At 66.0% G+C, this 19,289-nt stretch carries 17 protein-coding genes; 10 read left to right on the top strand and 7 right to left on the bottom strand.

Annotated features, from left to right (window positions below; all coding sequences use genetic code 11):
* Nucleotides 1-6: 6 nt before the first annotated feature.
* The gene (locus tag IV112_RS09400; protein ID WP_304003165.1) at nt 7-3,645 is read right to left on the bottom strand and encodes an EAL domain-containing protein; all 3,639 of its coding nucleotides are present in this window, start codon (nt 3,643-3,645) and stop codon (nt 7-9) included.
* The gene (locus IV112_RS09395; RefSeq protein WP_304003164.1) at nt 3,642-4,577 is read right to left on the bottom strand and encodes a phosphate/phosphite/phosphonate ABC transporter substrate-binding protein; all 936 of its coding nucleotides are present in this window, start codon (nt 4,575-4,577) and stop codon (nt 3,642-3,644) included. The genes IV112_RS09400 and IV112_RS09395 overlap by 4 nt, the downstream gene beginning before the upstream one ends.
* A 360-nt stretch (nt 4,578-4,937) precedes the next feature.
* Here IV112_RS09395 and IV112_RS09390 point away from each other — a divergent pair, with 360 nt between their 5' ends.
* Nucleotides 4,938-5,141, top strand: a complete 204-nt coding sequence (locus IV112_RS09390; protein WP_019917894.1) for a cold-shock protein — start codon at nt 4,938-4,940, stop codon at nt 5,139-5,141.
* A 153-nt stretch (nt 5,142-5,294) separates the two neighbouring features.
* On the opposite strand, the gene ppsA is transcribed toward IV112_RS09390, so the two are convergent.
* Nucleotides 5,295-7,664, bottom strand: coding sequence for a phosphoenolpyruvate synthase (gene ppsA, locus IV112_RS09385; protein ID WP_304003163.1), 2,370 nt, complete (start codon nt 7,662-7,664; stop codon nt 5,295-5,297).
* Between the two features lie 170 nt (nt 7,665-7,834).
* Here ppsA and ppsR point away from each other — a divergent pair, with 170 nt between their 5' ends.
* On the top strand, nt 7,835-8,650 hold the full coding sequence (gene ppsR / locus IV112_RS09380; protein WP_425761789.1) for a posphoenolpyruvate synthetase regulatory kinase/phosphorylase PpsR: 816 nt from the start codon (nt 7,835-7,837) through the stop codon (nt 8,648-8,650).
* Here the strand turns inward: ppsR and IV112_RS09375 are convergent.
* Nucleotides 8,644-9,633 carry a glycosyltransferase gene (locus IV112_RS09375; protein ID WP_304003395.1) on the bottom strand — a complete coding sequence of 330 codons (990 nt, stop codon included), beginning with the start codon at nt 9,631-9,633 and terminating at the stop codon, nt 8,644-8,646. The genes ppsR and IV112_RS09375 overlap by 7 nt on opposite strands.
* Before the next feature lie 245 nt (nt 9,634-9,878).
* Here IV112_RS09375 and IV112_RS09370 point away from each other — a divergent pair, with 245 nt between their 5' ends.
* Nucleotides 9,879-10,310: a DUF1841 family protein gene (locus IV112_RS09370; protein ID WP_019917889.1), complete on the top strand. Its 432-nt coding sequence runs from the start codon at nt 9,879-9,881 to the stop codon at nt 10,308-10,310.
* Nucleotides 10,311-10,360: 50 nt separating this feature from the next.
* Complete coding sequence (locus IV112_RS09365) at nt 10,361-11,218, top strand: D-hexose-6-phosphate mutarotase (protein ID WP_304003157.1); 858 nt, start codon at nt 10,361-10,363, stop codon at nt 11,216-11,218.
* A 69-nt stretch (nt 11,219-11,287) separates the two neighbouring features.
* Here IV112_RS09365 and IV112_RS09360 read toward each other — a convergent pair whose 3' ends face one another.
* Together IV112_RS09360 and IV112_RS09355 are read right to left on the bottom strand one after the other, a co-directional pair.
* Entirely contained in the window at nt 11,288-13,177 is a 1,890-nt protein-coding gene (locus IV112_RS09360) for a propionate--CoA ligase (protein WP_304003154.1), read from the bottom strand.
* Nucleotides 13,178-13,248: 71 nt separating this feature from the next.
* Entirely contained in the window at nt 13,249-14,433 is a 1,185-nt protein-coding gene (locus IV112_RS09355) for a GGDEF domain-containing response regulator (protein ID WP_043363884.1), read from the bottom strand.
* Nucleotides 14,434-14,582: 149 nt separating this feature from the next.
* Here IV112_RS09355 and IV112_RS09350 point away from each other — a divergent pair, with 149 nt between their 5' ends.
* Nucleotides 14,583-15,137 carry a C40 family peptidase gene (locus IV112_RS09350; RefSeq protein ID WP_304003394.1) on the top strand — a complete coding sequence of 185 codons (555 nt, stop codon included), beginning with the start codon at nt 14,583-14,585 and terminating at the stop codon, nt 15,135-15,137.
* 16 nt (nt 15,138-15,153) lie between these two features.
* On the opposite strand, the gene IV112_RS09345 is transcribed toward IV112_RS09350, so the two are convergent.
* Nucleotides 15,154-15,504, bottom strand: a complete 351-nt coding sequence (locus IV112_RS09345; protein WP_296812111.1) for a DUF2325 domain-containing protein — start codon at nt 15,502-15,504, stop codon at nt 15,154-15,156.
* Between the two features lie 113 nt (nt 15,505-15,617).
* Between IV112_RS09345 and IV112_RS09340 the strand changes: the two genes are divergently transcribed.
* The 5 genes from IV112_RS09340 to IV112_RS09320 all read left to right on the top strand — a co-directional run bounded on the left by IV112_RS09340 (nt 15,618) and on the right by IV112_RS09320 (nt 19,208).
* Nucleotides 15,618-16,646 (top strand): Fe(3+) ABC transporter substrate-binding protein, encoded by a 1,029-nt coding sequence (locus IV112_RS09340; RefSeq protein WP_304003150.1) that lies wholly within the window; start codon nt 15,618-15,620, stop codon nt 16,644-16,646.
* 109 nt (nt 16,647-16,755) lie between these two features.
* Nucleotides 16,756-17,094 (top strand): CidA/LrgA family protein, encoded by a 339-nt coding sequence (locus IV112_RS09335; RefSeq protein WP_304003148.1) that lies wholly within the window; start codon nt 16,756-16,758, stop codon nt 17,092-17,094.
* Nucleotides 17,091-17,810: an LrgB family protein gene (locus tag IV112_RS09330; protein WP_304003147.1), complete on the top strand. Its 720-nt coding sequence runs from the start codon at nt 17,091-17,093 to the stop codon at nt 17,808-17,810. The genes IV112_RS09335 and IV112_RS09330 overlap by 4 nt, the downstream gene beginning before the upstream one ends.
* 88 nt (nt 17,811-17,898) lie before the next feature.
* A complete protein-coding gene (ribA, locus tag IV112_RS09325) occupies nt 17,899-18,582 on the top strand; it encodes a GTP cyclohydrolase II (protein ID WP_304003144.1) in 684 nt (227 codons plus the stop codon).
* Nucleotides 18,582-19,208 carry an SAM-dependent methyltransferase gene (locus tag IV112_RS09320; protein WP_304003142.1) on the top strand — a complete coding sequence of 209 codons (627 nt, stop codon included), beginning with the start codon at nt 18,582-18,584 and terminating at the stop codon, nt 19,206-19,208. The genes ribA and IV112_RS09320 overlap by 1 nt, the downstream gene beginning before the upstream one ends.
* Nucleotides 19,209-19,289 lie beyond the last annotated feature (81 nt).

The raw sequence follows: 19,289 nt of genomic DNA, 5'->3' as shown, positions 1-19,289 counted from the left end.
CCGGTTTCAGCCGGTGACCGCTCGGCGCCGTGCAGCGCGCTGCAGCGCGTCGATGCAGGCCGTCACGCGCTCGCGCGCTGCACTCAGCCTGAGCGCAGCGGCCTGCGCCGCGGCCGCGTCGCCGCGCCGCAGACAATCGATGATGTCGGCACCCAGTTCGTGCAGCTCGCGGTGCGCCACATCGAGGCGCCGATATTCGTCGAGGCTGCCGTAGCGCTGTTCGCCCTCGGCGTGGAACCAGAGACCGAAGCGGCATTGCGTCGGGTCACGCACCTCGACGTCGCTCAGGCGCGTCGTGTTGCCGGCGGCGATCGCCAGTACGTCGTCGGCCCAGCGGTTGAAGTCGCGTATCGCGGTAAACAGTGGGCGATCGTCGATATCCCAGCTGAAATCCCGCCACTCCGTCCACCGTGGATCCGGCACCCAGCTCGCCAGCCAGGGCAGCAGATCGTCCGCCGGCATCGGTCGCGCGATGCCGTAGCCCTGTACCTGGTGACAGCCCAGACGCATCAGCAGCAGCCCGTGCTCGGCCGTCTCGACACCTTCGGCTACCGATTCCCGGCGCAGCGCGCGCGCCAGCGCGATGACCGCCTGCACGACCTCGAAATCGTCCTCGTCGTCCAGCATGTCGAGCACGAAGGACTTGTCGATCTTGACGACATCGACCGGCAGCCGGCGCAGATAGCCAAGCGAGGCGTAGCCGACGCCGAAGTCGTCGATCGCCACGCGCACGCCCAGCCGGCGGATGTCGCTGACCACCGTGGCGGCGCGCTCGATGTCGTTCAGCGCCACCGATTCGACCACCTCGATTTCGAGCACGCGACGCGGCAGTTGCGGCTGCTCGGCCAGCAGTTCGGCCAGCCGCATGACGAAGCCCGGTGCAAGCAGGTGCGGGGCTGAAATATTGACCGACACACTGAAATGCGCGCCGGCCGCCCACCATGTGGCGAGGTGGCGCAGCGCATCGCGGATGACCCACTCGCCGAGGCGATGGATTTCCAGATCGTTGTCGATCAGTGGCAGAAAGCTGTCTGGCGGCAGCAGGCCTTCCTCCGGGTGCTGCCAGCGCACCAGAGCCTCGGCGCTGACCATGCGCCCTTCGCGCATGTCGACGCGCGGCTGGAAGTACAGCCTCATTTCGCCATGCGTGATCGCCTCGCCGATGCGCTCCTTGCGGCGCAGGCGTTCGACCGATTCCTGGCTGTGCTCGAAATCGAACAGCCGGTAGCAGCGCCCGCCGGCCTGCTTGGCTGCGTACATGGCCTGGTCCGCGTGGCGCAGCAGCGCGTCGGCCTCGCTGTCGTTGAGCGGGTAGAGCGTGACGCCGATGCTTGCCGGCGTGCTCACCTCCTCGCCGGCGAGATGCAGCGGCTCGGCCAGCGCGGCCAGCATGCGTTCGAGACAGGCTTCCATCTCGCCGACATCGCCGAGCGAACCGAGCAGCACGACGAATTCGTCGCCGCCCAGCCGCGCCACCGTGTCGTCCATGCGCACCGACACGCTGAGGCGGTGTGCGATGGCCTGCAGCAGTTCGTCGCCGGCTTCGTGGCCGAGCCGGTCATTGACCGCCTTGAATTCGTCGAGGTCGAGCACGCAAACCGCGAGCAGCTTGTCCTGGCGGCGAGCGCGCGCCATGGCCTGGGTCAGGCGATCCTCCAGCAGCAGCCGGTTGGCCAGACCGGTCAGCGGATCGTGCGTCGCCTGCCAGCGCAGGCGCTCCTGCATGCGATGGCGGTCGGTGGCGTCACGGAACACGACGACCGCGCCACAGACGCCGCCCTGCGCATCGCGTATCGGCGCGGCCGAGTCCTCGACCACACGCTCCTCGCCACTGCGCGACACCAGCAGCGTCTCGCCTTCCAGCGGCGTCACGACCTGCTGGCGCAGCACCTCGATCGCCGGATCGGGACGGGGCTGGCGGGTCACGCCGTCGACCAGGCGCAGCACCTCGGCCAGCGGTCGGCCCGCCGCCTCTTCGTTGGACCAGCCGGTCAGGTGCTCGGCAACCGGGTTCAGAAAATCGATACGGCCGTCCTCGCCGGTCGAGATCACCGCATCGCCGATCGACAGCAGGGTGACGCGCAGCCGCTCCTTCTCCGCCGACAGATTCCGCTCCAGCCGAATGCGGGCCGAAATGTCACGCAACGTCCACAGTGCCCCCTGCTGCGCGTCGCCGACGCGGATGGGCAGGAAATCGCGCTCGATCACGCGGCCGTCCTTCAGGTGCACGCGCTCGCCGATCACCGCCTCGCCGCGCTGCGCGATGTCGAGTGCGCGCTGCACAGCGGCCGCACCGTCGGCGAAAAGCGCCTGCGCGTCGATCAGCAGGTCCTCACGCCGCCGACCGATGAAGTCGGCCGGATCTCCCGACACCGACAGCAGGTCGCAGAACGCGTGGTTGCACAGTGCGATCCGCCCGTCGGCGTCCTCCATCACGACGCCGATATACATCTGCGCGAGCAGGCTGTAGAGGCGCGACCGCTCGAGTGCGAGGCCCGCTTCGGCGTTCTTCAGCGGCGTGATGTCGGTATGGGTGCCGCTCATCCGCCGGGCGTGTCCGCCGGGGTCGCGCACCGCCGATCCGCGCGACATGATCCAGCGCCAGCCGCCGTCGCGATGTCGTACGCGAATGATGATTTCGTAGACCGGAATGCGCCCTTCGAGATAGTCGTTGATGCGGTCGAGCAGGCGCGGCAGATCGTCCGGATGAACGCGATCGAGAAAGGCGTCGGGCCGGTTGCCCAGCTCGTCGTCGGAATAGCCGAGCATCTGCTTCCAGCGCGGCGAGTAATAGACATCGTTGCTCGCCAGGTCCCAGTCCCACACCCCGTCGTTCGAGCCCTTGACGGCGAGCTCGAGCCGCTCCTGAGTCTGCTGCAGCACGCGGTCGTTACGCATCAGCGTATCGAGCGTGTCGTTGATGCCGTCGAGCAGATGACCAAGTTCGTCCTGGCGGCGATGCGACAGACGCTGCGACAGATCGCCCTCGCGTACCCGCTCGAACAGGCCGCGTGCGCGGCGCAGGTCCGCGGTCAGACCGCGCGCCAGCAGCATCGCCAGCAGGGTGCCGATGACGATGGCCGTCAGCGCATAGAGCGCGCCATCGAACACCGCGCGCTGCAGCGCCGCCGCCTCGCTCTGGTGGTTGCGCGCGATGCGCACCCAGCCGACCAGCCGGTCGCCGTAATGCACGGGCGCCAGTGCATCGCTCAGTTCCGCCGTCTGCTGCAGCAGCCGCGCACCTTGCCCGACGCCCGCTGACAGAGCGGACAGGCTGAGTGCGTCCGACAGCACCGTACCGCTGCGCTCGGCCTCGGTATGCACCAGCACCCGGCCGTCGGAATCCAGATACATCGCGTATTCGATGCCGGGCGAACTGCGCACGCTCTGCAGCAACTCGTCGAGGCCGGCGAGATCGTTCGCCAGCACCCATTCCCTGCCGCTGCGCGACAGCAGTTCGACCTCGGCCAGCAGCGCCGCACGCGACTGCGCCAGCAGCACCTCGCGCTCCCGGCGAACCAGATCACTGACGAAGAACGAAATCAGTACCGCATGCAGCACGACGATAGACAACACCAGCCGACGCGTCAGCGACGCCGTGAGCAGCGTGCGCAGTCTGGCAGCGAAGTTAGCGGCGAGCGTCATGGTCCGATCGGGCCTATCAATTCGGCGTAGCGGGCGAGCATCGCCTGCACCGGCGCGTAGCGGGCATCGGTCGCCGGTTCGAAGCCGGCAATCTCGGCATTGACCAGCAGTCGCCGCCCTTCTTCGGTCGCCGCCAGACCGAACAGGAACTGCGCGACACGTTCGACCAGTTCGGGCTCCAGATCCGCCCGTGCCATCAGGCTGTTGTTCGGAAGGTTGTCGGTAACCCAGGCGACCTCGAGCTGGGCAGCGAGCCCCGGGTAGTCCTTCTGGAACGCACGCCAGGGCGGCGGCCAGGTTGCGCCTGCGTCAACCAGGCCACGCGCCACATTCAGGATACTGGATTCCTGCGAGCCGACTGTCCTGACGTCGAGCTGGCGAGCGACGTCGAGACCCGCCTCGCGCAGATGCAGCAGCGGCAGCATGCAGGCCGCCACCGCGGTGCGCGCCGGACAGCTGAAAGTCGCCCCGCGCAGGTCGAGCGGCTGCCTGATCGGACTGTCGCGACGCCGCAGTATCAGACCATGAAAGTCCTCGTCGCCAGACACCTTGCCGAAGACGCGGTAGGCAGGCGCCGCGACCGAGACCGTCTGATAGGGATTGGGCAGTGCCAGATCGAGCGTCCGCTCGCGCAGCTTGCGTTCGTAATCCGCGTAGTCACGCGAGGCCTCCAGACGGATCACCACATCGGGCAGCGCTTCGTTGAGCGCTTCGACGATAGGGCCGTAAAGCGCCATCAGACGCCCGGGGTTGTGCAGAGGGTGCACACCGAAGCTGAGGCGGCGCAACTGCGGCACCGCATCGGCCCGTGCATACTCCGGCCGCTGCACCACCGGCGCGTCGTCGGCACAGCCGGACAGCAGCGAGACGGCCATCACGCCCAGTACAGCGCGCACGCCCCGGCGCAGCGTATCGACGCATCGCCGCTGCATTCGAGCGGCTTCGGGCACCGTCGCAGTTATCAAGTGGTCTCCTGTTCCGCGTCCACGTCAGTGCACATCATGCATTCACTTCGTACCGGATAACGTCAGTCCGTGCGCCGTACTGAAGCGTTGCCGGCAATCGCTGCTCACCTGCAAACAATGCATCAGTGAAAATACCATTTGCGTCGCGCGCGCTATTCCCGTATAAGCACGTCTGTAGGTGATTTCAAGCATGAACGTGTTGTGCGTCGGTTCTCGATTTTCAAGTCAGTACTCCGCTTGCCATATTCCCCTTGAGGTTTCCCTGCGCTACGGTCCTCGCGTGTTGCGAAGACTTGTTCAAAACTACGTATTCAAAGGAATTCAAAAATGGCAACTGGTACTGTCAAGTGGTTCAATGACGCCAAGGGTTTCGGTTTCATCTCCCCGGACGACGGCGGTGAAGACCTGTTCGCGCACTTCTCCGCGATCCAGGGCAACGGCTTCAAGTCGCTGCAAGAAAACCAGAAGGTGTCGTTCGAAGTGACCCGCGGCCCGAAGGGTCTGCAGGCCTCCGAAATCAAGCCGCTCTGATTCTTCAGACGGTTTGAGATCGCCGCAAGGCGATCTGCACTGAAAGAAAGCGCACCTCACGGTGCGCTTTTTTTTCGCCTCCCGCTCTCGTCCGGTAAATGATGCGGGCGAAAAAAAACCCCGCCGAAGCGGGGCTTCCTGCTGCAGCGCCGATTACTTTTCCTTGGCGTGCGCAGCGAACTTCAGCCAGGTATCAACCACCGTGTCCGGATTCAGCGACACGCTCTGGATGCCCTCGTCCATCAGCCACAGCGCGAAATCCGCATGGTCCGACGGGCCCTGGCCGCAGATGCCCGCATACTTGCCCAGTCGGTTGGCGGTGCGGATCGCCATCGACAGCAGCATCTTGACCGCCGGGTCGCGCTCGTCGAAGGCACCGGCAACCAGACCGGAGTCGCGGTCCAGACCCAGCGTAAGCTGGGTCAGGTCGTTCGAACCGATCGAGAAGCCATCGAAGTGCTCGAGGAACTGTTCGGCCAGCAGCGCGTTGGACGGGATCTCGCACATCATGATGAGACGCAGGCCGTTCTCGCCACGCTTCAGGCCGTGCTCGCCGAGCAGCTTCACCACTTCGGCCGCCTCGCCGACGTTGCGCACGAAGGGCACCATCAGTTCGACGTTGGTCAGGCCCAGTTCGTCGCGCACGCGACGCATTGCACGGCATTCCAGTTCGAAGCAGTCGCGGAAGCTGTGCGCGATGTAGCGCGACGCACCGCGGAAACCGAGCATCGGGTTCTCTTCGTCCGGCTCGTAGATGTCGCCGCCGAGCAGCTTCTTGTACTCGTTCGACTTGAAGTCGGACAGACGCACGATGACCGGCTTCGGCCAGAAGGCGGCGGCGATGGTGGCCACGCCTTCAACCAGCTTGTCCACGAAGAAGGCTTCCGGATTCGCGTAGCCACGGGCGCGGCGGCGGATTTCCTCGCGCAGGCGCGCGGGCGCCTGATCGATTTCGAGAATCGCCTTCGGGTGGATGCCGATGGTGTTGTTGATGACGAATTCGAGACGGGCCAGACCCACGCCGGCGTTCGGCAGCTGGCAGAAATCGAAGGCCAGTTCAGGGTTGCCGACGTTCATCATGACCTTGAGGTCGAGATCGGGCAGATTGGACAGGTCGGAGGTGACCACTTCGAAGTCCAGGCGACCGCGATAGATGTTACCGGTATCGCCCTCGGCGCAGCTGGCGGTGACTTCCTCGCCTTCGGTCAGCGTTTCGGTCGCGTCACCGCAGCCGACGATGGCCGGAATGCCCAGTTCGCGGGCGATGATGGCCGCGTGGCAGGTACGGCCGCCGCGGTTGGTAACGATGGCGGCGGCCTTCTTCATGACCGGCTCCCAGTTCGGGTCGGTCATGTCGGTGACGAGCACGTCGCCAGCCTGCACCTTGTCCATTTCGGCTGCGCTCTCGACGATGCGCACCGGGCCGGCGCCGATCTTCTGGCCGATGGCACGGCCGCTGGCCAGCACCTTGCCGTACTGCTTCAGGCGGAACTTCTGCTGCGACATGCCGGACTCGTGGGACTTCACGGTTTCCGGGCGCGCCTGCAGGATGTAGAGCTGGCCGTCGACGCCGTCCAGACCCCACTCGATGTCCATCGGACGGGCGTAATGCGCTTCGATGGTCATCGCGTAGCGCGCCAGTTCGAGCACCTGTTCGTCGGTCAGCGAGAAGCGCTGGCGGTCGGTGTCGCTCACGTCCACCGTCTGCACGCTGCGGCCGGCCGCTGCGGTTGCCGCGAACTCCATCTTGATCATCTTGCTGCCGAGGGTGCGGCGGATCACCGCCGGGCGCCCCTGGGCCAGCATGGGCTTGTGCACGTAGAACTCGTCCGGATTGACCGCGCCCTGCACCACCGTCTCGCCTAGACCGTAGCTGGAGGTGATGAACACGACGTCGCGGAAGCCCGATTCGGTATCCAGCGTGAACATGACGCCGGCCGCGCCCTTGTCCGAGCGCACCATGCGCTGCACGCCGGCCGACAGCGCGACACCCGCGTGCATGAAGCCCTTGTGCGCGCGGTAGCTGATCGCGCGGTCGTTGTAGAGCGATGCGAACACCTCACGGATCGCATGCAGCACGTTGTCGATGCCGGAAATGTTCAGGAAGGTTTCCTGCTGACCGGCGAAGGACGCATCCGGCAGATCCTCGGCGGTGGCCGAGCTGCGCACCGCGAACGAGCCGTTGCCGGCGGCGTCGAGCTGGGCGTAGAAGCTGCGGATTTCGGCTTCGAGCTGGGCCGGAAACGGCGTATCCATCATCCACTGACGGATCTGCGCGCCGGTACGGGCCAGCGCGTTGACGTCATCGACATCCAGCGCCTCGAGGGCGGCATGGATGCGATCGGCCAGACCGTCCTGCGCCAGAAACTCACGGAAGGCTTCGGCCGTGGTGGCAAAACCTCCGGGTACGCGCACGGACTTGGGGAGCTGGCTGATCATTTCGCCCAGCGACGCATTCTTGCCACCGACGCTTTCGACGTCGGTCATGCGAAGCTGTTCGAACGGGATGACGTAGCGAGACATGGGTATCCTCTCTTGAACATGGGGCGATCGCTTGTTGCGGCGACCGTGTACTTTCCTGTCGCACCGGGTGGGTGCGCGGGAACCCGGCATTCTAGTTAAAGTCGGTGTTGCGCTGCGGAAATTTTTCCGTCCAACGTGATGTTTACGTTCCGATTCCTGAGCAAATGGCCATGAGAACCGTCTTCTTCATTTCCGACAGTACCGGCATCACTGCAGAAACCCTGGGGCGCAGCCTGCTTTCCCAGTTCGAGGGTATGAAATTCAGGCAAACCCGCGTTCCCTTTGTCGATTCGGTCGATAACGCGCTCGATTGCGTCGAACGGATGACCGAAGCCAAGATGCGCGACGGCGAGCGACCCATCGTCGTCACGTCGATCGTCAATGCGGAGGTGGCGCGCACGGTGCGCCAGGCCGATGCGCTCTTTCTCGACATGTTCGAGCACTTCGTCGGCCCGCTGGAGGAAGAGCTGGGCCAGGCGGCGAACCACAATGTTGGCCGCCAGAAGGGCATGGAAGAAAGCGCCGATTACCAGCGCCGCATCGAGGCGATCAATTTCTCGCTGGCACACGACGACGGGATGTCGCACAAGGAACTGGCGCAGGCGGACGTGATCCTGGTCGGCGTGTCCCGCTCCGGCAAGACGCCGACCAGCCTCTACATGGCGATGCAGTTCGGTGTGAAGGTGGCGAACTATCCATTGATTCCTGAGGATTTCGAGCGCAACAAGCTGCCGACCGAACTGGTGAAATACCGCGCCAAGCTGTTCGGCCTGACCATTTCGCCGGAGCGCCTGTCGCAGATCCGCGAGGAGCGCCGGCGCGGCAGCCACTACGCGTCGATCGACAACTGCCGCTTCGAAGTCGATGCGGCACAGAAGCTGATGCGCATGGAAGGCATACGCTGGCTCGACTCGACGCACAAATCGATCGAGGAAATTGCCGCCATCGTGCTGCAGGCGGTGCAGGTGGACGAGAACCCCTACTGATGAAGCGAATAGGCCGCAACGCGATCGCGACACGGCAGCGCTGACCACGGCAGATCCTCGTCTTCGTCCAGCGGTCCGTGCAGCAGGCGGGCATAGCGCCGCGCCGCGGTCGCCACATCGTAGTCGCGGGCGACATCGGCGCGCGCCTCGCGCCCATAGCGCTCGGCAGTTGCCGCATCGTCGAGCAGTCCGATCGCGGCATCGCCCAGTGCTGCGGCGCTCGCCACCTCCACCAGGCATCCGCTCACGCCGTCACGCAGCACTTCGCGCGCCGGCGCGTGCTCTGGCGCAACCACCGCGCACCCGCTCGCCATCGCTTCGAGTGCCGATTGCGAGCTCCGGCCCGGGTGCAGGTGCACCCTGGACAAGGCCAGCAGCGCACCCCTACGCGCCTCTCCCGGGTCATCGACGAGATCGATACGGGCGATGTCGGCCGCGCTGCCGCTGACCGATGGAAGCGGGCGCCCGATGACCAGCACCCGACAATCGGTGCGGGCGCGCAGCACCTGTTCGAGCGCGCCGGCAAGCGCCTGCGCATCGTCCGGGTCGGCCCAATCGTCCATCAGCACGCTGAGCACCGGCCCGCCGCGAAACAGCGGCCGTCCGTCCCGGCTGAGCACCTTGCCGACGGCGTGGGGCTGGGCGCTGGCAATGCCTTCGTGGATGACATCGATGCGCGAACGCAGCACCTCCGGATGACGATCGCGCTGCCACCAGCTCGAGCAGACGACGGCGTCAAAGCCGGCCGCGTCGGCCGGATCGGTCCGCTCATCGACATGAAGGACCTGATGCGCCTCGGGAAAGTCGCGCAGCACGCGCGCCGCCGTTCCGGGATCGGTATCCACCAGCACCGCGTGCGGACGCATCGCCGCCGTCGGCAGACGCATCGACCCGGGATTTGCGGCGGACCGCACCTGCCAGCCGGGCAGCTGCGCCCAGTGCGGGATGAGCGGACTGAACCGCCCGCGTGCCGCACGCTGCACGACCAGCAAGCGGAATTCGCGCCGCGGAGAACCCTCGGACACACGGGGAAAGAATACTGATGAGCACACTCGGGCCATGCCAGCCTCCTTCAGTCTGCCTCGCGCCGACCCCATGCCGACGCGCCGCCGGAAACAGCGACGCTACACGGGACGATGAAGCCGAAGAATAATGCAAATGTACTAATCCGGCGGTAAATCCCTGGCTGTGGTGCAATAGCTGTCCGCATCAGACTGCTTTTCGCACCATGTTCAACCCCTCCCGCGACCAGGCCCGCCAGTTCTTCATCGATACCTGGGCCAAGCGCGGCGGTAACCAGCCGCTGACGCAGATGGAAACGCTGGCACTGACCCTGATGGGCCGCCATCCGGAGTACCACGCACTGCTCGACCAGGGCGAACGCGCGCTGACCCGTGAATACCCGCCGGAACTGGGCGAAACCAACCCTTTTCTGCACCTGTCGCTGCACCTGGCGATCGAGGAACAGCTGGCAATCGACCAGCCGCCGGGCATACGTGCGGCCTTCGAGGCCCAGCGCGCCAGGCTGGGCGACGAGCACGAGGCGCTGCACCGCGTGCTGGACTGCCTCGGCGAGACCATCTGGCGCGCGCAGCGCGATCGCCAGCCGCCGGACGGCGCCGCCTATGTGGCCTGTGTAAGGGCCGGACTGGACGACTGAAGCACCGTAGGCGCTAACATGTGCGCCCTCTTTTCCTGTCGCCGCCCGCAATGACCTCGACCGACGCTTCTGTTAACACCATAGACTTTCACGGTCAGCCTGCGCTCGAACTGCGCTCACCCGACGGCGCCACCTGCGTGGTCAGCCTGTTCGGTGCGCAGGTGCTGTCCTGGGTGCCGACCGGCGGCAAGGAGAGGCTGTATCTGTCGCCGCAGGCGCGCTTCGACGGCCAGAGCGCGCTGCGCGGCGGCATTCCGGTCATCTTCCCGCAGTTCGCCGCGCGCGGCAGCGGCCCGCGCCACGGTTTTGCGCGCACCCGCGTGTGGCAGGTCGATCAGACCCGCGTATCGAAGGACTTCGCTATCGCGACGCTGCGCCTGACCGACGACGACACAACGCGCGCGGTCTGGCCGCACGCCTTTGCGCTGGAGCTGACCGTGGTGATCGGTGGCAACCGGCTCGACCTCGAGCTTTCGGTCGACAACACCGGCGCCACCGCCTTCGACTTTGCCGCTGCGTTGCACAGCTATCTGCGCGTCGCCGAGGTCGAGAACTGCCGCCTCGAAGGCCTGCGCAATACGCGTTACCTCGATGCCACCGACGCAGACAAGGCGAAGGACGACAAACTGGACGCCCTCATCGTCGAGGACGAGGTCGATCGCCTCTACCGCCGGGCGCCGGATACCGTGGTGCTGCACGATGGCGGGCGGGCCTTCGGTTTCCAGAGCGAAGGATTCCCTGATCTGGTCGTGTGGAATCCGTGGGAACACAAGTGCCGGGCGCTGAGCGACATGCCTGACCTCGATTTCCGCCGCATGATCTGCATCGAACCGGCGATCGCCGAGCGCCCGCAGACGCTGGCCGCCGGCGAACACTGGAGCGGTCGCCACACCATCGTCGCCGCCTGACGAGAGAACCGGGAAAGAGGAAGAAAAAAAGGGCACCCGCAGGTGCCCTTTCCTGGTGCGCAAGCGAAATCAGGCCAGCGCCTGGCGCACCTGATCCAGCGTCGTCGGATCGTCCAGCGTGGTCAGATCACCCGGGTCGCGCCCTTCCGCAATCGCCTGGATGGAACGGCGTAGCATCTTGCCGGAACGGGTCTTGGGCAGACCATTCACGAACACGACCCGGCCCGGGCGAGCGATCGCACCGAGCAGGCCGTCCACGGTCTGCATCACTTCCTTCTCCAGCTTGGCGCGGTCTTCCGCAGTTGCGGTCCGGGCCGGGTCCTTCACCACCGCAAAAGCCAGCGGCATCTGACCCTTCAGCGCATCGGCGACGCCGACCACGGCAACCTCGGCAATCGCCGAATGCGCCTGGATGGCCTCCTCGATCTCGCGCGTGCCCAGGCGGTGCCCGGCCACGTTGATCACGTCGTCGGTGCGACCGAGGATCTTGTGATACCCGGCCTCGTCACGGATGCCCCAGTCGAAGGACGAATAGACCAGCGGCGACTTGAACAGCGAGAAATAGGTGCGGACGAAACGGTCGTCGTCGCCCCAGACGGTGGACAGGCAGCCTGGCGGCAGCGGCGGCACGATGCCGACAATGCCCTTCTCGTTCGGGCCGCATTCGCTGCCGTCCTCGCGGAAGATGCGCAGGTCGTAGCCATACACCGGCGCACCCGGCGAACCGAGCTGGATCGGCGTCTTCTCGACGCCCGGCAGTTCGCACAGGATGGGCCAGCCGGTTTCGGTCTGCCAGTAGTTGTCGATGACCGGCTTGTCGAGCGCCGTCATCAGCCATTCGTGCGTCGGCTCGTCCAGCGGTTCGCCAGCCAGGAAGATATGGCGCAGCGACGACAGGTCGTGCTTCTTCAGGTAGGCGGGATCCTGCTTTTTCAGCACGCGCGCGGCGGTCGGTGCCGAGAACATGACCGTCACCTTGTACTTCTCGACCAGGCTCCACCAGATGCCGGGATCGGGGCGCAGCGGCGTGCCTTCGTACATCAGTGTCGCCATGCCGGCAATCAGCGGGCCATAGATGATGTAGGAGTGACCGACGACCCAGCCGATGTCCGAGGTCGTGAACATCGTTTCGCCCGGGTTGCCGCAGTAGATGTGCTTCATCGACGCGGCCAGCGCGACCGCGTAGCCGCCGGTGTCGCGCTGCACGCCCTTCGGCTTGCCGGTGGTGCCCGAGGTGTACAGGATGTAGGAGGGCTCGCTCGACTCCAGCCAAACGCAGGGCACGCGGGCATCCATGTGCTGCGCGCGCAGCGTCGCGTAATCGACGTCGCGGCCGGCGGTGCGCGGGAAGTCCTTCTCCAGCCCGCGATCGACCATGAGCACCTTCTCCGGCGGGTGCTCGGCCAGCGAGCAGGCCTCGTCCAGCAGATGCTTGTAGGGCACGACCTTGCCGCCGCGCATGCCGGCCTCGGCCGACACGATCACCTTGGGTCGGGCGTCATCGATGCGCGTGGCCAGCGAACCGGAGGCGAAGCCGCCGAACACCACCGAGTGGATGGCGCCGATGCGCGCACACGCCAGCATCGCGAAAGCGGCCTCGGCAATCATCGGCATGTAGATCAGCACGCGGTCGCCGCGGCCCACGCCGAGCGACTGCAGGATGGCCGCCGTGCGCTCGACCTCGCGCTGCAGTTCGGCGAAGGTGTAGGTCTTCTCGGTGTCGGTCTCGGTCGACACGAAAATCAGCGCCGGCGCGTCCGGACGCTGCGCGGCATGACGGTCGACCGCGTTGTGACACAGATTGGTCGTACCGCCGACGAACCACTTGGCAAAAGGCGGACGGGAAAAATCGCAGATCTGCTGCGGCGGCGTCTGCCAGTCGATCAGACCGGCCTGCTCGGCCCAGAACTCATCGCGTTTGGCGATAGAGCGGGCACGGAATTCCTTGCTTGCTGACATTCAACTCCTCCAACCCCGCACCACTGTGAATTGACCTGATTGATCTTGTTATTGTGTTTCTGCTTGCCGACCTAGCCAGGCTGCTGCTTGCCGAGGAGCGAAGTATCGGCTTCGGCTGCGTGCTCGCGCAAGCAGTCGAGCGGAATGTTGCAGTCGTACTTGACTCCGATCAATTCGAGCAGCGGCAGCAGCCGGTAGATCAGCGCCGGCAGTTGCGGCTCGATTTCGGCCTGCGCGCCCGATTTGATCAGCAGCAGCGCGCGCTCGATGCTGACGATGCCGGCCGTCCACGCGAATTTCTGCGGCTCGCCGCCAGTGCTGCGCACCGCGTTGCCGCCCTCGCGGTGCGCCAGATCGGCACGCGCCACCGCCAGGCCCAGCATCTGCGACACCGATTCGGCCTGGTCGGCCAGACTGTTCGCGACGCCGATGTTCAGGCTGATGCGCAGCGTCTGGCCGCGATACTGCATCGCCGTCGCACCGATCACGCTGCGCATCCGGTTGGCGAACTGTTCCGCGCTCTGCAGGCTGATGTCGGGCGTGATGATGGCGAACTGGCCGTCGCCGATCTGCGAGAAGGTGTCTTCCTTGCGCACCTTGGTGGCCAGCACCTTGGCCAGCTTGCGCATGATCAGGTCGGTCACGTGGCGACCGAAGTTGCGGGTGATCTCGCCGAAGTTGTCGATGCCGACGATCAGTACGCTGACCTGACCGTGGTAGCGCGCCGCCGCAGACATCAGCTGCGCGCCGTGGATTTCCATGTACTGCGGCGTCGCCATGCCCGAATCCGGGTCGATCGGCGAGGCGGCGGCCAGCGCCTCGCGGCTGTCGGCGAGTTCGCGGGAGGTCTTGCTGAGCCGGCTGGCGGATTCGATGCGCGACAGCAGCTCGACCGTGCCGATGCCCTTGGTGATGAAGTCGGTGGCGCCGAGTGCCCGCGCACGCTCGCGTGCCGCGTCATCCTCGTCGCCGGAAATCATGATCACCGGAATGTCGGCGATGCGCTGGATGTGCGAGGCGCGGATGCGTTCGAGCAGGCCGTAGCCATCGAGGTGCGGCATGCTCAGATCGGACAGCACGACCTGGATCGAATCATCGACCAGCAACGTCGCCCAGCCGGCTTCGCCGTCGGCCTCCTCGCGACACTCGAAGCGGTCGCGGATGCGTTTGATGATGGACGCGCGCACCATGCGCGAGTCGTCTACGACGAGCACCTTGGCGTGCATCACATCATCGCTGGGCGGGGAATCACTCATGGGCCGCGCGTCGGCTGGGATGGTCGGACCCGCGATTGTAGGGGAAGCCGGCGCGCTGTCGCGCAACATGTTGGCGGTGTCGGAAAACTTGGCAGATGGGGGTTGCGTCGGTATATTCCGGCCCCATGCTCCGAATATCCCTTCTCCGGATGTGGTTGTGCGCCGCTTCTGCCTGCGCACTTCTCGCCTCCCCCGCCGTTCGGGCCGAGCCCGCTGCGGCACCGGAAAGCGGCGTATTCACGACGCTCTACGGTCCGTTCTCCGGCGAGCGCGTGATCGAGCACGCCAACGCCGCAGCCGATGCGGTGACCGACCTGATCGACAACGGCCTGTCCCTGCTCGGCATTCGCTACCGCTTCGGCGGCAACACGCCGCAGAGCGGTTTCGACTGCAGCGGTTTCGTGCGCCACGTGTTTTCCGATGCGCTGGGCGTGCTGCTGCCGCGCACCGCGGTCGAAATGGCACGGGTCGGCGAAACGATTCCGAAGGACGAACTGCAGCCGGGCGACCTGGTGTTCTTCAACACGCTGCGCCGCTCCTTCTCGCACGTCGGCATCTACCTTGGCGACAACAAGTTCATGCACGCCAATTCGCGCGGCGGCGGCGTGCGCGTCGACGACATGACCGGCCGCTACTGGGCCAAGCGCTTCAATGGCGCGCGCCGGATCGACGTCGATCAGGGCACCAGCATTTCGCTGCGCTGATTCCTTCCGGCCGGCTTCACTTCGCGCGGGGACACGCCGCGCACTTGACCGCGCCGCACCCCTCCAGCGCTGTTTTCAACGCGCACACCGAACGACGGCAGGCCACCACCGGCACGCCGCTGTCGCGTGCCGCGTCGCGATAGGCTTTCATCACGTTGTGGCCGAGAAAGTCGGTAAACAGGATCACCACGTCGGTCCCGCCGGGCAGGCGCTGCGCCTGCCGCTGGTGCTTGGGATCGCGACCGGTGATGTGATGACGGATCTTCAGGCCGAATTCGGCCAGCACCTCGGGAATGTTGCCGAGGCGATCGGCCCCGACCAGAACAGCGTCCATGCGAACATCCTTTTGAGAACGATTCGCATTCACGGTAGCGCAATTGCGAATGCTTTGCAATTGCGAATTGCTTCTGCTAATTTCCGGCCGCATCGTGACGCACTGATTCGCGCACGAACCTTGCGACCGTATCTCCTGGAGCGACCATGAAATCCCGACTCATCCGCCTCGCAACGGCGCTGACCGCCGCCTTCGCGCTGACCCCGGCGCTTGCGCAGGAAAAGGTGCTGAACCTCTACTCAGCTCGTCACTATCAGACGGACGAAGCGCTGTACTCGAACTTCACGCGCCAGACCGGCATCAAGATCAACCGCATCGAAGGCAAGGAAGACGAACTGGTCGAGCGCATCCGCAACGAAGGCGCCAACAGCCCGGCCGACGTGTTCATCACCGTCGACGCCTCGCGCCTGGCCCAGGCCGACGCGCTCGGCCTGTTCGCCCCGGTAAAGTCCGCCGTGCTCGAAGAGCGCATTCCCGCCCACCTGCGTGACCCCGAGAACAACTGGTTCGCGTTCTCGACCCGCGCCCGCGTCATCATCTACAACAAGATGAAGCTGAAGTCGGCCGACGTCGCCAACTACGAAGACCTGGCCAAGCCGGCGCTGAAGGGCAAGCTCTGTTCGCGCTCCGGCGCCCACCCATACAACGTGTCGCTCGGCGCGGCGCTGATCCAGCACTGGGGCGAGGCGAAGACCGAAGAGTGGGCACGCGGCGTGGTCGCCAACTTCGCACGCGCCCCGAAGGGCGGCGACACCGACCAGATCAAGGCGGTGGCGGCCGGCGAGTGCGACGTGGCGGTGTCGAACACCTACTACCTGGTGCGCCTGCTGCGCTCGGGCAAAGCGGAAGACCGCTCGATGATGGAAAAGGTCGGCGTCGTGTGGCCCAACCAGTCCAGCTTCGGCACCCACATCAACATTTCCGGCGGCGGCGTGCTGAAGACGGCGCCGAACAAGGACGCCGCAGTCAAGTTCCTGGAATACCTCGCCTCGGACGAGGCGCAGGCCTATTTCGCCAACGGCAACAACGAGTGGCCGGTGGTGAAGTCGGCCGTGGTGGCGAACCCGGAACTGAAGTCGCTCGGCAACTTCAAGGCCGACACGCTGAACGTGGGCGAACTGGCCCGCACGACGGCCCAGGCGCAGAAGGTGTTCGACCGCGCCGGCTATCGCTGATCCGGCGATCGAAACCCGTCAGCGAAGGCCCCGGTACCGCAAGGACCGGGGCCTTTTCACATCCGCGGACGCCGTAGAATCCGGTCATGTATCAAGGCCGGAGGTCGTCATGCTCGCGTCGCTCACCCTGCTGCTGGTGCTGCAGCTGATCGGGGAAGTGCTGGTCCAGTGGCTGGGGCTGCCGGTGCCGGGCCCGGTGGTCGGCATGGCGCTGCTGTTCGCCGCCCTGATGATCCGCCGCGACACCCCGGCACCGCTGCGCGAAACGGCAAACACCCTGCTGCAGCACCTGTCGCTGCTGTTCGTACCGGCCGGCGCCGGCATCATGGTGCACGCCAGTCTGCTCGCCCGCGAATGGCTGCCAACATTGACCGCCGTCGTGCTGAGCTGCGCGATCACGCTGCTGCTCACCGCTGCCGTGCTGCGCCTCGGAGCGCGTGGTCGATGACGGGCGAAATCCGCGAGCTTTGGGTCTATCTGGCGGCCAGCCCGCTGCTCGGCCTCACGCTGACGCTGCTGGCCTACCAGGCGGCGCATGCGCTCTACCTCAAGCTCGGGTCGCACCCGCTGGCCAATCCGGTCGCCCTGGCGGTCGCCCTCATCGTCGCCCTGCTCACGCTGACCGGCACGCCCTACGCCGTCTATTTCGACGGCGCCCAGTTCGTCCATTTCCTGCTCGGCCCGGCCACGGTCGCCCTGGCTGTTCCGCTTTACGCGCAGCTACCCAGGCTGAAGCAGCTGTTCGGCCCGTCCATGCTGGCGCTGCTGGCCGGGTCGGTGGTGTCGGTGCTGTCCGTATGGTGGATCGCGCAGGCGCTCGGCGCCGAGCCGCGTACGCTGCTGTCGCTGGCGCCGAAATCGGTCACCACGCCGATCGCCATGGGCATTTCGGAAAAGATCGGCGGCCTGCCTTCACTGACCGCCATTCTGGTCATCCTGACCGGCATCGTCGGTGCCGTCATCGGCCCCGCGCTGCTCAAGGCCACCGGCACCCGTGACCCGGCGGTAACCGGCTTCGCCATCGGCATGAGCGCCCATGGCATCGGCACCGCGCGCGCCTTTCAGCTCGGCGAGACGGCCGGCGCCTTCTCCGCGCTTGCAATGGGATTGAATGGTGTCGTCACGGCGATTGTCGTGCCGCTGATCGCCCGCTGGTTAAGCTGACCGTGCCGCCCCGAGCACAACATGGGCCATACTTACGCCCCTTGGCCTGCTCCCGCACTCCGCTTCAGGCCCCAACACAAAGCAGCACATGAGCACGCACTCCAGTGAAAAGAAGTACCGCGCCATCGGCCACCTGCCGGAAGGCGACAACGCCGGCCGCCACCCGGCCGACGCCACCGCGCACGCGACCGCTCCGTCGGACATCGTCTGCCGGCTGCCCACCCGTTGGGCCGACTTCACGCTGCACGGCTACGCCGACCCGAAGACCGGGCTCGAACACGTTGCGCTGACGCTGGGCGACTTCAGCGACGGCGCGCCGGTCATGCTGCGCCTGCATTCCGAGTGCCTGACCGGCGACACGCTGTTCAGCCTGCGCTGCGATTGCGGCCCGCAGCTCGAAGCGTCGCTGCGCGCGATTGCTGCCGAAGGCCGCGGAGCCCTGGTCTATCTGCGACAGGAGGGGCGCGGCATCGGCCTGATCAACAAGATCCGCGCCTACGCGCTGCAGGACAGCGGCGCCGACACGGTGGACGCCAACCGCATGCTGGGTTTCGAGGACGACGCGCGCGACTATCGCTACGCCGCGCACATCGTGCGCAGCCTCGGCATCCGTCAGGCCCGCCTGCTCACCAACAATCCGCTGAAGGTGCGGGCGCTGGAGAGCGAGGGCGTCGAAGTGGTCGAGCGCATTCCGCTGCACGCCGGTGCCAACCCGATGAATCACCGCTACCTGGCGACCAAGGCCCAGCGCATGGGCCACATCCAGGACTGATGAGCCACGCCGACGCGCAGGACTTCTGGTCCGACAAGTACCGCGCCGTCGGCGAGGCCTATCTGTTCGGCACCGCGCCGAACCGCTTCCTCGCTGCACAGGCCGGCCTGCTCCGCGTAGGACAGCGCGCGCTCAGCGTGGCCGACGGCGAAGGCCGCAACGCGGTCTGGCTGGCCGAACAGGGGCTGGACGTGACGGCGACCGAACTGTCGCCGGTCGCGCTGGAAAAAGCCGAAGCGCTCGCCGCCACGCGCGGCGTACAGATCGACTTTGCCCTCGTCGATGCGCTGAACTGGATCTATCCGGACGAAGCCTTCGACCTGGTGGTGGCCATCTTCATCCAGTTCGCGGCACCTGACGAACGCGCCCGGCTGTTCGAGAATCTGAAGCGCACGCTGCGCCCGGGCGGTCGCATCGTGCTGCAGGGCTATACGCCGAAGCAGCTCGATTACCGCACCGGCGGGCCGTCGGCCATCGAGAACCTGTACACCGCCGCAATGCTGCGCGAAGCCTTCGGCGACTTCGACATCGAACGGCTGGACGAGTACGAGGACGTGCTCGACGAAGGCTCCGCGCATCGCGGACAGTCGGCACTCGTGGGGATGGTGGCGAGAAAGCCTGGCTGAACAAGCGCAGGCTGGTGCCCAGGAGAGGACTCGAACCTCCACGCCTTGCGGCGCTGGAACCTAAATCCAGTGCGTCTACCA

It is taken from the genome of Methyloversatilis discipulorum (genome assembly GCF_018780585.1).
GTDB lineage: Bacteria > Pseudomonadota > Gammaproteobacteria > Burkholderiales > Rhodocyclaceae > Methyloversatilis > Methyloversatilis discipulorum_B.
The sequence above is the reverse complement of the archived record's forward strand: the minus strand, read 5'-3'. Positions and strand labels throughout refer to the sequence as shown.